14 protein-coding genes are annotated in these 16,632 nt (G+C 38.5%); 13 read left to right on the forward strand and 1 reads right to left on the reverse strand.

What is annotated here, in order from left to right; all coding sequences use genetic code 11:
• Window positions 1-16: 16 nt before the first annotated feature.
• The 13 genes from uvrC to KQI69_RS05650 all read left to right on the forward strand — a co-directional run bounded on the left by uvrC (window position 17) and on the right by KQI69_RS05650 (window position 14,984).
• Window positions 17-1,903, forward strand: coding sequence for an excinuclease ABC subunit UvrC (gene uvrC / locus KQI69_RS05590; RefSeq protein WP_216564364.1), 1,887 nt, complete (start codon window positions 17-19; stop codon window positions 1,901-1,903).
• The gene (gene hprK, locus KQI69_RS05595) at window positions 1,887-2,852 is read left to right on the forward strand and encodes an HPr(Ser) kinase/phosphatase (protein ID WP_216564365.1); all 966 of its coding nucleotides are present in this window, start codon (window positions 1,887-1,889) and stop codon (window positions 2,850-2,852) included. The genes uvrC and hprK overlap by 17 nt, the downstream gene beginning before the upstream one ends.
• Window positions 2,853-2,896: 44 nt before the next feature.
• On the forward strand, window positions 2,897-4,021 hold the full coding sequence (locus tag KQI69_RS05600; protein WP_216564366.1) for an HD-GYP domain-containing protein: 1,125 nt from the start codon (window positions 2,897-2,899) through the stop codon (window positions 4,019-4,021).
• A gap of 24 nt (window positions 4,022-4,045) precedes the next feature.
• On the forward strand, window positions 4,046-4,606 hold the full coding sequence (pth, locus tag KQI69_RS05605) for an aminoacyl-tRNA hydrolase (protein WP_216564367.1): 561 nt from the start codon (window positions 4,046-4,048) through the stop codon (window positions 4,604-4,606).
• Between the two features lie 148 nt (window positions 4,607-4,754).
• Complete coding sequence (gene mfd / locus KQI69_RS05610; protein ID WP_253289016.1) at window positions 4,755-8,366, forward strand: transcription-repair coupling factor; 3,612 nt, start codon at window positions 4,755-4,757, stop codon at window positions 8,364-8,366.
• The gene (locus KQI69_RS05615; protein ID WP_216564368.1) at window positions 8,353-9,396 is read left to right on the forward strand and encodes a peptidyl-prolyl cis-trans isomerase; all 1,044 of its coding nucleotides are present in this window, start codon (window positions 8,353-8,355) and stop codon (window positions 9,394-9,396) included. The genes mfd and KQI69_RS05615 overlap by 14 nt, the downstream gene beginning before the upstream one ends.
• 85 nt (window positions 9,397-9,481) lie before the next feature.
• Window positions 9,482-9,934 (forward strand): chemotaxis protein CheX, encoded by a 453-nt coding sequence (locus tag KQI69_RS05620; RefSeq protein ID WP_216564369.1) that lies wholly within the window; start codon window positions 9,482-9,484, stop codon window positions 9,932-9,934.
• Between the two features lie 71 nt (window positions 9,935-10,005).
• Window positions 10,006-10,728, forward strand: a complete 723-nt coding sequence (locus tag KQI69_RS05625; protein WP_216564370.1) for a TrmH family RNA methyltransferase — start codon at window positions 10,006-10,008, stop codon at window positions 10,726-10,728.
• Between the two features lie 135 nt (window positions 10,729-10,863).
• Complete coding sequence (locus KQI69_RS05630) at window positions 10,864-12,012, forward strand: CobW family GTP-binding protein (RefSeq protein ID WP_216564371.1); 1,149 nt, start codon at window positions 10,864-10,866, stop codon at window positions 12,010-12,012.
• 248 nt (window positions 12,013-12,260) lie between these two features.
• Window positions 12,261-13,238, forward strand: coding sequence for a GTP-binding protein (locus tag KQI69_RS05635; RefSeq protein ID WP_216564372.1), 978 nt, complete (start codon window positions 12,261-12,263; stop codon window positions 13,236-13,238).
• A 235-nt stretch (window positions 13,239-13,473) separates the two neighbouring features.
• The gene (locus KQI69_RS05640; RefSeq protein WP_216564373.1) at window positions 13,474-13,959 is read left to right on the forward strand and encodes a hypothetical protein; all 486 of its coding nucleotides are present in this window, start codon (window positions 13,474-13,476) and stop codon (window positions 13,957-13,959) included.
• A complete protein-coding gene (locus tag KQI69_RS05645; RefSeq protein ID WP_216564374.1) occupies window positions 13,940-14,122 on the forward strand; it encodes a hypothetical protein in 183 nt (60 codons plus the stop codon). Before KQI69_RS05640 ends, KQI69_RS05645 begins: the two co-directional genes overlap by 20 nt.
• A gap of 172 nt (window positions 14,123-14,294) precedes the next feature.
• A complete protein-coding gene (locus KQI69_RS05650) occupies window positions 14,295-14,984 on the forward strand; it encodes a response regulator transcription factor (RefSeq protein WP_216564375.1) in 690 nt (229 codons plus the stop codon).
• A 21-nt stretch (window positions 14,985-15,005) separates the two neighbouring features.
• Here KQI69_RS05650 and KQI69_RS05655 read toward each other — a convergent pair whose 3' ends face one another.
• Complete coding sequence (locus KQI69_RS05655; protein WP_216564376.1) at window positions 15,006-16,571, reverse strand: cell wall metabolism sensor histidine kinase WalK; 1,566 nt, start codon at window positions 16,569-16,571, stop codon at window positions 15,006-15,008.
• Window positions 16,572-16,632 lie beyond the last annotated feature (61 nt).

Here is a 16,632-nt window from a genome sequence, read left to right on the forward strand (position 1 = left end):
CAGGTGGTTTTAAAAAGTGTTTGATATAAAAGAAGAATTAAAGAAACTGCCTGCAAAGCCCGGTGTTTATCTGATGCATGACAAGAGTGATGCAATCATATATGTCGGAAAGGCGATAAGCCTTAAAAACAGGGTGAGGCAGTATTTTCAGGCGGGCAGGAAGGTATCTCCAAAGATTGAGAGGATGATATCGCAGATAGACCATTTTGAGTATATAATTACGGATTCTGAGGTGGAAGCTCTCGTACTTGAGAATAATCTGATAAAAGAGCATGAGCCAAAATACAATACGATGCTCAAGGATGACAAGACATATCCTTATATAAAAGCAACTGTTTATGAGGATTTTCCGAGACTTATATATTCAAGGCAGCAGAAAAAGGATAAAAGCAAATATTTCGGACCGTTTACAAATGTGACGGCGGCGAGGGACACGCTTGAGTTTGCACATAAGATATATCAGATAAGGACATGCAGGAGAGTTCTTCCAAGAGATATCGGAAAAGAAAGACCATGTCTTAATTATCATATCGGAAAGTGCAGTGCACCTTGTCAGGGATATATAAGTAAGGAAGATTATGCTAAGAATTTTAATAAGGCTTTAAAACTGATAGAGGGCGATTATAAGCAGGTCATCGAATACCTTGAGGAAAAGATGTATGCTGCATCTGAAAAGATGGAATATGAGCAGGCGGCTGGCTACAGAGACCTTATAGAGAGTGTAAAAAAAATGTCCGTTAAACAGAAGATAAATGATTTTGGTGGAATGGACAGGGATGTTGTCGCAATTGCGAGGACAAATGAGGAGGCTGTCGTACAGGTTTTCTTTATAAGAGAAGGAAAACTTATAGGGAGAGATCATTTTCATCTTAAGGGAAGTTACGGGGAGAAAGAGAGTGATATGCTTCAGGCATTTATTAAACAATTTTATGCCGGAACACCTTTTATTCCTCGTGAAGTCATGGTAGAATATGAAATATCAGAATCAGAACTCATAGAAAAGTGGCTCAGTGAGAAGCGTGGAGGAAAAGTCAGTGTAGTCGTTCCAAAAAAAGGACAGAAAGAAAGACTTGTCGAGCTTGCCCACAAAAATGCAGCCATGGTTCTTACAAAAGATATGGAGAAGATAAAGCGCGAGGAGGAGCGGACGACAGGGGCTATGAAACAGATATGTGAGTGGCTTGGTCTTAGGGACATATCCCGTGTGGAATCTTATGACATATCAAATATAAGCGGTTTTCAGTCGGTAGGCTCGATGGTCGTATTTGATGATGGCAGACCTAAGAAAAGCGATTATAGGAAGTTCAGGATAAAAACTGTTGAAGGGCCAAATGATTATGCAAGTATGTATGAGGTACTTAAACGCAGGTTCAGTCATGGTCTTTCGGAAATGAAAGAGCTGGATGAGAAGAATCTTTCATCTGAATTTGGCAGTTTCACAAAATTTCCTGACCTTATCATGATGGATGGAGGTGTCGGACAGGTTCATATAGCGATGAGGGTTCTTTCGGAGTTAAATATAGACATTCCAGTGTGCGGAATGGTAAAAGATGACAATCACAGGACGAGAGGACTGTTTTTCAACGAACATGAGATTCCGATAGACACAAACAGCGAAGGATTTCGTCTGATGACCAGGATTCAGGATGAGGTGCATCGTTTTGCAATAGAGTACCACCGTTCACTCAGAAGTAAAGAGCAGGTCAGATCGGTTCTTGACGATATCACAGGTATCGGAGAGAAAAGACGAAAGGCACTTATGAGACATTTTGTTTCTATAGATGCGATAAAGAATGCATCAGTCGATGAACTGGCTGGAGTTGACAGCATGAATGAGAAGGCTGCCAAAAGCGTTTATAAATTTTTTCATCAAGGAGGAGAAAAGGATGCAGGGAGAATATAGCGTGTCTCTTAAAGATATGATAGAGGCACTTAAACTGGAGAATTGTACACCTGATGTCAATATAGACGACATCAAGATAACGCAGAATGAGGTAAACAGGCCGGCGTTGCAGCTTGCGGGATATTTTGATTATTTTGATTCAAGCCGTATACAGATAATAGGTCATGTGGAACATACTTATATGCAGCAGAAAGGAATGGAACACAGCGTTGCAATGATGGAGAGGATCATGGCAGGAAGTGAAGACAAGGGACAGCCGCCATGTATCGTATATTGCAGGGAGATATGGATAGAGGATGAGATAGTTGCCCTTGCAAACAAATATCATGTACCGCTTCTTAGAAGCCGCAAAGCTACATCACCGTTTATGGCTGAACTTATAAGATGGCTTGGTGCTGAACTTGCACCGAGGTGTTCAGTTCATGGAGTTTTAGTTGATATATATGGTGAGGGTGTGCTTATCATGGGTGAGAGCGGGATAGGTAAATCAGAAGTGGCACTTGAACTTATCCACAGAGGACACCGTCTTGTATCGGATGATGTTGTTGAGATAAAGAGGGTAAGTGACAATTCACTTATAGGAAGCTCGCCTGACATAACAAGACATTTTATCGAGCTTAGAGGCATAGGTATTATTGATGCAAAAGCACTTTTCGGTGTAGAGAGTGTTAAGGACTGGCAGGAGATAGACCTTGTCATCAAACTTGAAGAATTTAATAAAGAACAGGAATATGACAGACTTGGACTTGAGGAGCAGTATATAGAATTCCTAGACAGCAAAGTAGTGTGTCATTCGATTCCGATAAGACCGGGAAGAAATGTTGCTATTATCTGTGAGTCGGCAGCAGTAAACCACAGACAGAAAAAGATGGGATATAATGCAGCCGTAGAACTTTACAACAGAGTTACAAATAATCTTGCAGAGAAACGTAAGGAAAAGGACAATTAAATAGTTCATGAGATGAAAAGAGGTTGAATTGGAGGACACATAGGATGTTATTTGTGAAAACAGAGGATCTTAAGCCAGGAATGAGGCTTGCCAAACCTATATACAATAAAAATGGTGTAATGCTTTATGAGCGTAATTCTAAAATTACAAGCCAGGGTATTATCAGTGTAGAGAATTTTGGACTGATAGGTATTTATGTACTTGAGCCGGCGGAACCTGTTCCACCGATGTCTGAAGATGATATTGAATTTGAGAGATTCCAGGCAATGTCAATATTTATAATAAGAGAGATACTCGATGCATATTCTGATAATAAAAAAGATGATAATATGTATCAGTTTATAAATCAGCTTCTTAAAAAGTACGGCTCACTTCATCATAAGATTAACTTTATACAAAATCTGAGAAGTAATGATGATTATATATATAAACATTCTCTTAATACTGCAATATTATGTGCACTCATTTCAAACAAGCTTGGTCTTGCTTTTAAAGAGCAGCTGGATCTAGTTGCCGCAGCACTGCTGCATGATGTTGGAGGACTTTCGATACCTGTGCAGTTAAGAAAAAAGAAAACAGAAGAACTTATGGCTGATGAGGGCAGAAAGATAGTATTGGCATATCAGAGTTCATGGCAGGAATTTAAGAACAACACAGATCTTTCTCCTGATATAAGGAGAATACTTATGGTTTTAATACCGATGCTTCATCCTGATATGCCGGGAGCTCCTAGTAAATTTCCAGATATACTTAGTGTGGAGATAATTAAAGTGGCGTATTATTTTGACAATATGACAGCTATGAAATTTGGTGATGAGCCTCTGTCAGAAATAGCAGCAGTACGCTATTTGTTGGATCATGTTGGTGAATTTGACAAAAAAGTTGTTGATGCTCTTCTTGACAGCATAAACATATTAAGTCCAGGAGTATGTGTGGAGTTTACTAATGGGGATAAAGGGCTTGTTGTCACTTCAAATGAGAGTAATGTGCTTGAGCCGTTTGTTTTATCATTTAAAGATAATAAATTATATAATCTCGGTGATAGTGCGGTTGCCCGCAGTATGCAGATAAAAGACATTATGAAAACTATGGATAACCGCCATGTGGTCGATAGTAATATGCTTCAGCAGTATACCGGAAATACATTACATATGGGTGAAAAGATATAAATTTGATAAGAAATGAGGAGTAATATGTACATTATAGCAGGACTTGGGAATCCTGAAAGAAAATATGATGGGACAAGACACAATATTGGCTTTTCTGCCATAACTGTTCTTGCGGATAAATACAATATTTCACTTGACATAAAAAAACATAAAGCAGTTTGTGGAAAGGGATATATAGAGGGACAGAAAGTTATTCTTGCAATGCCGCAGACTTATATGAATTTAAGCGGTGAAAGTATACGGGAACTTGTTGATTACTACAAGATAGACCCTGAAAAGGAACTTATAATCATATATGATGATATAAACCTTGCACCCGGAAGGCTCCGCATAAGGGAAAAGGGAAGTGCCGGAGGACATAATGGCATAAAAAATATCATAAGTCATCTTGGAACACAGGTATTTCCACGAGTAAGGATAGGAGTAGGTGAGAAGCCAAAAGGCTGGGATCTTGCGGACTATGTTCTTGGAAGATTTTCAAGGGATGAAGAACCGGTCATAAGAGAAGCACTTGACAATGCTTCGGAGGCTTGTAACATTATTATAAATGATGACATAAGAACGGCGATGAATAAGTTTAATTAGTGTGATTAGTATGAACTAAGGAAAAACTCACAGACATTTTTGTCTGTGAGTTTTGTTGTCATTAAACATGGCAGTATAACAAATATTTTTAGTAAAAGACATTTAAGAGATATGATCATAGTTTTTGATGAGGGGAGGCTTTCATAAGATGAGTGAACTGATGGGAGCGTTTATTGCACCTTTGGATGAGATAAACGCATATAAGGCTGCGGAAGATGATATTCGCAAAAACAAATTTCCGCTGCATATTTCAGGTTGTATAGATACACAGAAATGCCATATGATATATGGATTGTCACAGGCGGAAAAATGGAGAGTCATAATTGCGGAAAATGAGATAAGAGCAAGAGAGATATATGACGATTACCGCCTGTTTGATAAGAGTGTGCTGTATTATCCGGCAAAGGATGTCATTTTTTTCGGGGCTGACATACAGGGAAATGCGATAAGTACGGAGAGACTTAAGGTTGTTGATGCGATGTTAAAAAATGAGTGTGGAACTGTTATAACGACTATTGATGCAGGGCTTGACTGCATAATGGACAGTCAGGCATCAAAAAATGCGAGATTTGTTATAAAAGAAGCTGATATTGTTGATCTGGAAGGTCTTGAAAAGAAACTTGTTGATATGGGTTATGAAAGACAGACACAGGTTGAAAATCCAGGAGATTTTTCAGTGCGTGGAGGTATAACGGACATATTTCCAGTTACGATGGAATGTCCCGTCCGTATAGAATTTTTTGACGATGAGGTTGACACGATAAGGGCATTTGATGTACAGAGCCAGCGTTCTATTGAGAGGATGGATAAGGTGGAGATAACACCGGCATCTGAGATGACGCTGTCTGGAGAACAGTTAAAGAGTGCACTTTCAAAAATAGAAAAAGAATACAAAAAGATGCTTGAAAAGTTCAAAAAGGACAAGAACCATGATGCATTAAACAGGCTTACTGATACCGTAGAGCAGATAAGACTGAATTTTGACATGTATCATGGGCGTATGGGACTTGAGAGCTTTACTAAATATTTTGACATATCAACAAGTAGCTTTTTTGATCTTTTCGATGAGGAAAATACTATCTTTTTTGTAGACGAACCTGTCCGTTGTATTGAGAAGATTGAAGCTGTTGAGAGTGAGTTTAGGGAGAGTATGCAGGGAAGACTTGAGAAGGGATATATTCTTCCGTCACAGGCTGATGTGATATATTCATCCGCATATGTCATGGCAAGGCTTGAGAGCAAGCGCACTGTTTATCTGTCACTTTTGGATATTATCCCCAAAGGGTTAAAAGTTAAAGATGAATTAAATATATCAGTTCAGTCACTTCCATCGTATAACCAGCATTTTGAGATACTTATAGAAGATATAAAAAAGTGGCGTGCGGCAAAGTACCGTATTCTTATCTTATCAGGTTCAAAAATAAGAGCCGAGAGGCTTGCAAAAGATTTGGGTGGTTATGATATACCCGCTTTTTATCGTGAGTCGCTTGAAGATGAGATAAAACCGGGCGAGGTTATGACAAGTTATGGCTGGCTTCGCAGAGGTTTTGAATATAAAGCACAGAAATTTGTTGTTGTAACTGAAGGTGACATTTTTGGTGCAAAGCAGAAACGCAGGAAAAAGAAGCAGAAGAAGATCGATGGAAAAGCAATACAGAGTTTTAATGAATTAAATGTAGGCGATTATGTAGTGCATGAAGAACATGGTCTTGGAATATACAGGGGTATAGAGAAGATAAGAGTTGACAATGTCACAAAAGATTTTGTTAAGATAGAGTACGGTGATGGCGGAAATCTTTATGTTCCGGTTTCAGGGCTTGATGTATTACAGAAATATGCGGGACAGGATGTTGCAAAGAAACCGAAACTTAATAAGCTCAATTCAACAGAGTGGAAGAAAACAAAAAGCAGGGTAAAGCATGCTGTAAATGAAGTTGCAAAGGAACTTGTGCTTTTATATGCTAAAAGGCAGCAGACACAGGGCTACTGTTTTGGAAAGGATACGGTATGGCAGACTGAATTTGAGGATATGTTTCCATTTGACGAGACAAGGGACCAGCTTGATGCTATAGAAGCTACAAAGAATGATATGGAGAGCAGTAAGATAATGGATCGCCTTATATGCGGTGATGTTGGTTATGGAAAGACCGAGGTCGCAATAAGAGCTGCATTTAAAGCGGCAAATGACGGAAAACAGGTAGCTTTTCTTGTTCCGACTACAATACTCGCACAGCAGCATTACAATACATTTAAGGAAAGACTTGGAGATTATCCAGTCAGTGTGGAGATGCTTTCAAGATTCAGGACGCCCGCACAGCAGAAGAAAGCACTTGAGGGATTAAAAAAAGGTCAGGTCGACATAATTATCGGAACGCACAGGCTTTTATCAAAGGATGTTGAATTTAAGGATCTGGGGCTTTTGATAGTTGATGAGGAACAGCGTTTTGGAGTTGCCCATAAAGAGAAGATAAAACAGATAAAGGGTGATGTGGATGTACTTACGCTGAGTGCCACACCGATTCCAAGGACACTTCATATGAGCCTTGCGGGAATAAGGGATATGAGTGTACTCGAGGAACCGCCTGTTGACAGGCTTCCGATTCAGACATTTGTTATGGAGCATAATGGCGAGATAATAAGAGAAGCGATAAACAGGGAGCTTGCAAGAAGCGGCCAGATATTTTATGTATATAACAGGGTAAAAGGCATAGATGAGATGGCTATGGAGATACAAAAGCTCGTGCCTGATGCCAATGTAGCTTATGCACATGGTCAGATGAGCGAAAGACAGCTTGAAAAGATAATGATGGCATTTATCAACGGTGAAATAGATGTGCTTGTTGCGACAACTATCATCGAGACAGGTCTTGACATATCAAATGTAAACACCATAATAATTGATAATGCAGACCAGATGGGACTTTCACAGCTTTATCAGCTCCGGGGAAGGGTTGGAAGGTCGAACAGGAATTCATATGCATTTCTTATGTATAAGCGCAATAAGGTTCTTAAAGAGATAGCAGAAAAAAGACTTGCAGCTATCAAGGAGTTTACGGAACTTGGCTCAGGAATAAAGGTTGCGATGCGTGACCTTGAGATAAGAGGAGCTGGAAATCTCTTAGGTGAGGCACAGTCAGGGCACATGGAGGCGGTAGGCTATGACCTTTATTGCAAAATGCTAAATGAGGCGGTACGCCACTTAAAGGGAGAAACTGATGTTTCGGAAGAATTTGAGACAGAGATAGATATAAACGTAAATGCGTACATTCCAAATACTTATATAAAGAGTGAGTATCAGAAACTCGATATGTATAAGAGGATAGCGGCAATTGAAAATGTTGAAGAATACAGTGAGATGCAGGAGGAACTTACTGACAGGTTTGGTGATATGCCGTCTGCGGTAGATAATCTTCTGCGTGTTGCAATGCTTAAAGCTGATGCACATAAGGCTTATATAAGCAGGATAATTCAGAAAGAGGATGGCATAAGATATTATTTATATGAAAGAAAGACTCCTGATGCAGAAAAATTAAAGAAAATGATTGACGAGTATCAGGGAAAGATAAAATACATTGGAAATAAAGAGCCATATCTTCTTTATATTATGAAGAAAGAAAAAAAGATGGCTTCATCGGGAAATTTTTACAGGATGCCGTCGAAAAATGTAATAAAAAATGAAAAAAAGTTGACATCAGACGAAATATTTAATATTGTTGAGGGTGTGATTAAAAGTATTGGAGGGCTATATGATAAAAAATAGATATACAAAAGGTGCATTATGCATTATGCTTGCAGCGTCAATGCTGTTGTCAGGCTGCACGAAAACAGCCGGAACAGAAAGTAAAACGGTAAAGAGTAAGAGTACAAAGAGTGTACATCTTGAAACGGGAGATATTACACAAAATTCTATCGTTATGAAGATTGGAGAGACTGGCGTAAAATATGAGGAAGTATTAAACTATTCTTATCTTCTCAAAAACCAATATGAGGGAAGTTTTGGAAAAGCTTTATGGAGTTACAAGATAGATGACGATACAACTATAGGTGATAAGGCAAAAAAAGAGATAGTCAGTATGATAACGCAGCTTAAGATAATTGGCGAAAATGCTGCAAAGCAGGGAATAACGCTTGATGGAGATGAAAAGGACCAGGCATTGCAGGATGCGGAAAAGCTTGTCAAGGATGCGAGCAGTAAAGACAGAAAAAAATATGCACTAAATATACAGAATGTGCAGGGGTTATTTGAAGATAACATACTTGCCAACAAAATGTTTTATGTGGCTACCGATGCAGCCGATACAAATGTGACGGATGATGAGGCAAAGCAGATAAAAATCCAGTATCTTGAGCTGATTACAAAAGGAACAGATAAAAACGGCAGAAAAATAAACATGAGTGTATCTGATAAGGCAAAAACATTTACACGCATTAAAGGAATGTTAAAGGAGGCGAAAAAAGCAGAAAGTTTTTCTGATTATGCTGAGGCAAATACTGACAGCAGTGTAAGTGAGGCAACTATAGGAAAAGATACAAAGTTATTGGATAAGGAAGCTATAGATGCAGCATTTTCGTTAAAAAAAGGAAAAATGAGCAATATAATAGGTGGACAGACAGGTTACTATATTATTTATTGTGTAGATGATAATGATGAAGATGCCACATATGCCAAAAAAGAGGAAATCATAAACGAGAGACAGACAAAAATGTTTAAAGAGAAATACTCAGAATGGCTTTCAGGAGCAAAAGTAGATATAAGTAATAAATTTTGGGAAGTATTTACAATTAGTTAATCAAAAGTTATTGTTTTTTCATTTACAGAAACAGTGCAATTTGTTATAATTATTTAATGAAACAAAAGAAAAGGTAGGTGATTAAGTGAAGGCAGAACATGTCAATCCATTTATCATTTCAGTAAGTAAGATCATGAAAGACATTTGTATGCTCGATCTCAATATGGGCAAGCCTTTCGTAAAGGATGATAAATATGAGGGAGATAGTTCTTTGATAAAACTCGGAATTATCGGTGCCCTGAAGGGTGAGGTTGTTCTGAGTCTCCACTATGAAACGGCACTTGCGGTTATATCGAAAATGATGATGATGCCTGTCAGTGAGATTGATGCAATTGGACAGAGTGCTATATCAGAACTTGGAAATATGATTGCCGGAAACGCAGCTACGGTATTTGCAAATGATGGTATTATCATAGATATTACAACACCTGATTATAGTACCGGTGAGGAACATGGTGAAAGCAGTAAGCAGATGTTTTGTGTCCCATTTACATCTGATATAGGGGAATTATCAATAAATATATTTATCGAAGAATGATTTTGGAATTTTGACTAGAGAGAGGATTTTTATATCCTCTCTTTTCCGTGAGTGGATTGGAGGAATGATGGATGGCAACCTATAAAAGATATCGGAAGGAAGATAGTGTATCATATTCACTTGGTATCACACTTACTTTTGAACTTTTAAAGTTTAAAACTGAATATGTGAACAGGGTATTTGTGCACTCTGCGATGAAACAGGGTGATACTTTGGATAAACTTCTTAAACTTTGCAAAGACTCAGATATAGAGGTGGTTTATGCTGACAAGATATTTAATGTCCTGTCACAGAAAGAAAACTGTTATGTGATAGGTGAGTTCAGGAAATTTGAGTCTGAGCTTGATAATGACAGTTCGCACATAGTTCTCGTAAATCCTTCAAATGCAGGCAATATGGGAACGATTATGAGAAGTGCACTTGGGTTTGGAATGAACCGTATGGCTATCATTAGACCTGCTGTTGATGCGTTTGATCCTAAGGTTGTAAGAGCATCTATGGGAGCAATATTTTCAACAGAGTTTGTATACTTTGATACATTTGATGAATATATGAAAAAATATGGTGACAGGGAGTTATATCCGTTTATGCTAGATGCCAAGGTAAAACTTCATGATGTAAGACCACAGGGTAAATTTTCACTTATATTCGGCAATGAGGCAACTGGACTTCCACACGAATTTTCAAAGATAGGAAAGTCGGTCATCATTCCTCATTCAGACAAGATAGACAGTTTAAATCTCCCTATAGCAGCCAGTATAGCAATGTACGAGGCGACTAAGGCAGATTTTTAGATATATGATGCAAATGTCAGGCAGACAACGGCAATAAGATTGAAGATGTTTGCGTAATCGCAGTGTTGGATAGCGAGGCGGCATCGGTGGCATCACAATATCAATATATTAAATTTGAGAAAGGAAGTTATAAAAATGGCAAAAATTGATATTATCTCAGGATTTTTAGGAGCAGGAAAGACTACACTTATTAAAAAACTCGTAGCAGATGCATTTCAGGGTGAGAAGCTTGTTATCATCGAAAATGAATTTGGTGAGATAGGCATAGACGGTGGATTTCTTAAAGAGTCAGGCATCCAGATAACAGAGATGAATTCAGGATGTATCTGCTGTTCTCTTGTCGGAGATTTTGGAAATGCACTTAAAGATGTGCTTGAAAAGTACAGCCCTGACAGAGTTATCATTGAGCCTTCAGGTGTAGGTAAACTTTCTGATGTTATAAAGGCAGTTAAAAATATCGGAGATGATGTGAAGATAAATAGTACGGCAGCAGTAGTTGACGCATCAAAATGCAAGATGTACATGAAAAACTACGGCGAGTTCTACAACAACCAGATTGAGAGTGCAGGAACTATAATCTTAAGCCGTACACAGAATGTTTCAGAGGAGAAACTTGCAAAAGTCCTCGCAATGATAAAAGAGAAGAATGATGAGGCTTCTGTTATCACGACACCATGGGATCAGATAGATGGAAAGAACATTCTCGAAGCTATGGAAAAAGTGAATACGCTTGAGAAAGAACTTCTTGAGGAGCATGACCATGACCATCATCATGATCACGACGAAGAGTGTGGCTGTGGACATGACCACAATCATGAGCATCACCATCACGACCATGACGAGGAATGTGGCTGTGGACATGGCCACGATCATGAGCATCACCATCACGACCACGACGAGGAGTGTGGCTGCGGACATGACCACGATCATGAGCATCATCACGACCACGATGGAGAGTGCGGTTGCGGACACCATCACGATCATGACCATGGTCATCACCATGCGGATGATGTATTTACAAGCTGGGGTGTTGAGACAGCTCACAAGTTTACAGAGGAAGAACTTAATGATATCGTATCAAAACTTGCAAGTGATAAGTCATTTGGTGAGGTTCTCCGCGCTAAGGGAATCGTTGCTTCAGATGAGGGCGAGTGGTTCCACTTTGACCTTGTACCTGAGGAGACTGAGCTTAGAAGAGGAGCAGCAGATTATACAGGAAGAATATGCGTAATCGGTTCAAACCTCAATGAAGCTGCAATAAAAGAGCTTTTTCATGTAGCATAAATAGATACAAAACTAAATATATACTGTGTTGATTGTGCAAGTATAACAATAATACCGCAGGCACGCTCTCGCTATATTGTCGCTCGTAGCAGTACATAAAAGGTGAGAAAACCACCTTTAAGGACTGATGGCGACAAAATGTCTGCTAACATTATTTGTTATACTTGCACAATATAAGATTTATTGATAGTTTTGTAAAATGTTATGCGATATGTGCAACTTATAGTGAGTAAGTAGGAAGGATTAATATGTTTGGTAAGAGAAAAGAAGAAATGATGGTTTATGTTGTCATGGGATTTCTTGAGGCTGGAAAAACAAGCCTTGTAAGAGACCTTATAGTTGATGACATGTTTGATGATAAGATAAAGACACTTATCCTTGCCTGCGAGGAGGGTGAGGAAGAATATGAGGAGGCTGACCTTAAGAAAGGCTGTGCTGTCTGCGAGTATATTGAGGACGAGGAGTCTTTCAACGGAAAAGTCATTCAGAAATTCCTAAAGAAACACAGACCTGACAGGATAATCATCGAGTACAATGGAATGTGGTCAGCAGCAAAGATTCCTGAACTTTACGATGAGCTTGAGGAAATCTGTTTTGACAGAGAAGTCATCATGCAGACACTTGATGTTGTAAATGATGAGACATTCGCACTTTATATGAAGAATATGCCGTCTTTGATGGTTGAACAGTTTAAGGTTGCGGAGATGATAATCGTAAACAGATGTACTGTTGAGAATACAAAGAAATCTGCAATAAGAGGAAGCGTAAAAGCCGTAAATCCTCGTGCACAGATAGTTTACGAGTCAGAGGATGATGCATTTTATGATATGAAAGAGGAAATGCCATTTGATGTAAATGCAGATGTTATAGAAGTAAATGAGGGTGACTTCGGACTCTGGTATGTTGATATGATAGACCATCAGGAAACATATAGCGGAAAGACATTGAAACTTACCGGGATGATACAAAAACCGGGTGGACTTGATAAAGGCTTTGCGGTATTTGGAAGATACGCAATGACCTGCTGTGCAGATGATGTTCAGTTTATGGGTTTTTTGTGCAAGGCAGATGACTGGTCGCAGATAAAGAGCGGACAGTATGTGACAGTAACGGCACGCATGGAGTATAAGTTTATGGCTGAGTATGGCGAGGAGGGACCTGTATTTTATGCGGAGGAAGTTGTTCCGGCACAGAAACCGGAGGATGAGTTGGTTTATTTTAACTGATTTTTGGGCTAACAGAATTTTTGACATATGGACGAAAGTCAGGGTGATATATGTTCTTAGGCGGCACGCTTTCGCTATACAAACACGCAGCGGTACTAACGCACCAAAATACGGTGCGTAAGTGCCGGCGTGTTTGAGAATGCCGCTGGCAGAACATATATCACCCTGACTTTCTATCACTATAGTAGTTTATTATGGTGAAAATCCATGGGATGGGGCATTATCATTACATGAAATGTTAAATATACCGAAAGAAATGCAGCCATTTGTCAATGATTACAAAATGCATCTGATAGAAGCAAGAAAGAATAATCTAAAACTGCATAATATTAACAATAGGGATTTGTTCAATCTGTTTGGAATCTTATTAAATAAAAATGAAAAGCTGAAAGAAACAAAAGAAAAAGCGATAAAATATGCAGAAGAACATGATGCAGACAAATCGGTTATAATGACAGTAGCAGGAGCAGCAAATTGTAAGATAGATTATAATATGGTAACGAAGAAAGAAAGTGCTGATATGTGTACGGTATTTGAAGAAACATGGGCAGAAGGCAGATTAGAGGGAAAAGCAGAGGGCAGAGCAGAAGAAATTATTGAAACAGGCTATGAATTTGGACTTTCTGAGGGAGACATTCTGGCAAGACTTCAGAAAAAACTGGATATATCACTACAGAAAGCACAGGAATATCTTTCAATGTTTGGGAAACAGACAGTATAAGAGAATAAAACAGGCAAAAAATTATAAAGTTTATGTTGAAGCCTATAAACTTGTCAATGGTAAAAAGGTACCTATTGGAAAGACTATAGATGTACATGTTTCAGTTATCTATGTATATGCCAGAAATGGATATGCGAAGAAAGTAAATGTTACAGTTAAGTAAAATGATGGGTATTGTTTGTTTTGACATACAAAACCGCATCTGTTAAGATAATAACAGTGTCATTACATGGCACTGTTATTTTTGAATTTATAGGAAAAAGCTCCTATAAACTAAATAACAATGGTAATGTGTATAAAAATATGCTTGTTTTACAATGAAAGGTGATATAGATATGAGTAAAATTTTAATAATCGAAGATGATGCTGCTATTGCAGAACTTGAAAAAGATTATCTTGAACTTAGTGATTTTGAGGTTGCTATTGAGTCTGACGGAAGTTCGGGGGCTGCCCATGCTCTTGATGAGGATTTTGATCTTATTCTTTTAGACATTATGCTTCCGGGGATGGACGGTTTTGAGATATGTAAGTATATTAGGGAGAAAAAGGATACGCCTATTCTTATGGTTTCGGCAAAGAAAGATGATATTGACAAGATAAGGGGACTTGGTCTTGGTGCGGATGATTATATTACAAAGCCGTTTAGTCCAAGCGAGCTTATAGCCAGAGTGAAGGCTCACCTTGCGAGGTACAAAAGACTTACAGCTTCTGGAACACCGGAGAATGATGTTATCGAGATAAGAGGGCTTAAGATTGATAAGACTGCGAGGAGAGTTTATATCAACGGTGTTGAGAAGAACTTCACGACAAAAGAATTTGACCTGCTTACATTTCTTGCATCAAACCCAAACCATGTATATTCTAAAGAAGAATTGTTTAAGGAGATATGGGAGATGGAGTCGGTTGGTGATATAGCTACTGTGACGGTGCATATCAAGAAGATAAGGGAAAAAATCGAGGAAAGTACGGCAAAGCCACAGTACATTGAGACTATCTGGGGTGTCGGTTACAGATTTAAAGTGTGAGAGAGGAGAGCGGGCAAAATATCAGTTTTGCCCGTTTTTTACCCTCAATGTAAAATAAATACTTGTTCCTGTTCCGGGTGTGCTTTTCGCCCATATCTTTCCGCCATGGTCAAGTATTATCTTCTTTACGATGGCAAGTCCGAGTCCGCTTCCACGCTTAGCGGAATTTCTCGATGCATCAGCCCTGAAAAATCTGTCAAATATGTTTGGCAGGTCTTTTTCTGAAATTCCCGGTCCATCATCAGAGATTTCTATAAGTACAAATTCTTCAGGCTTTACCGGAGGATTTACATCTGTTCCGTCTTTGTTTATCTGTCTATACAGAGGTTTTTTCTGTTTATGTGGTTTGTAGGAGAGTGCGACTCTCAGATTACCATGCTCTTTATCCTTGTATTTAAGTGCATTTCCTGTAATGTTGTTTAAAACCCTGCGAAGCTGTTCAGGATCGGCGGATACCATTATACCCTCAGGTGCGGTGTTTTCATATGAAATGTTCATATTGTTTGACTCATAATCAAAAGAGATGGCATCAATATAATTCTCAAGGTATTCTGCGATATCAAATGTCACAAAATTATATGGAATTGAATTTTGCTCTATCTTTGAGAAAAGGGACAATTCATCTACAAGATATGTCATATCGTTTGCCTTTGAATATATTGTTTTCAAGTATTTCTGCTGCTTCTCAGGTGTCTTTGCGATACCATCTATAAGTCCCTCTGAGTAACCTTTTATAGCTGTAAGAGGTGTTTTAAGGTCGTGTGATATGTTGCTCATCATTTCTCTTGTGTCATTTTCGTATTGGATACGCTCCTCAAGCATTGATTTAAGACGGATACGCATTTCCTCAAAATCACGGCACAAGATGCCTATCTCATCGCATGAGTTTACATGAACGGGATTGTCAAGATTTCCCTCGCCCATCTGCATTGTGGCGATACGCAGGATGTTTAAAGGCTTTATGATACTGTGGTACAGCCATATTATAAGTATAGTTGCTGTGGTAAGCAGGATAAGTGTAAATGCAATCGCAATATCTCTTACGGAGCTTTCCCATCTAGGTATAAGATTGGAAAGTTTTGTGATAAGAAAAAGCTGTCCCGTAGTACCATCAGAAAAATAAAAATCTTTGCCTCGTGTTAGTGTTGAACTTTTTTGGTCGATAAGAATATTATCATTTTTTCCGGCTGAATATTCACTAAAGGAAGGGAGAGTTGAAACACAGTCGTAAAAATCAGTATTTCCTATGTAATATTCATTTTTTCCTTTAAAGACCACGATAAAAGAATCCTTGGATGAGATAGAGCGTGAGGTGTCATCGAGAAATTTTTTATCAAGGAGCTTATCCGGAGAGTCATCAGCAATTTTTACAAGTTTATTGTAGTCGTTTAAAGTGAGTTTATAAAGGAGCTGGACAGGGTTTAAGACCAGTCCGTAATCGTAACTGTTCTCGCTTTGTGTACTATAGTAGGAAGATAAGATATCGGTCTGGTTTTGTACAATAAGATGGAAACAGACCAGTCCTGCACAGAGCGGAAAAATAGCGATTATCAAAAAAGAAATAATAAGTTTTCCACGAATTTTCATAAAAATCCTCATTTCTGCACACGTTTTTTGTGCATAATGTGAAATATAATATATTTCACAT

Origin of the sequence: Eubacterium sp. MSJ-13, assembly GCF_018918235.1 — a bacterium.
Lineage (GTDB): Bacteria > Bacillota > Clostridia > Lachnospirales > Lachnospiraceae > Butyribacter.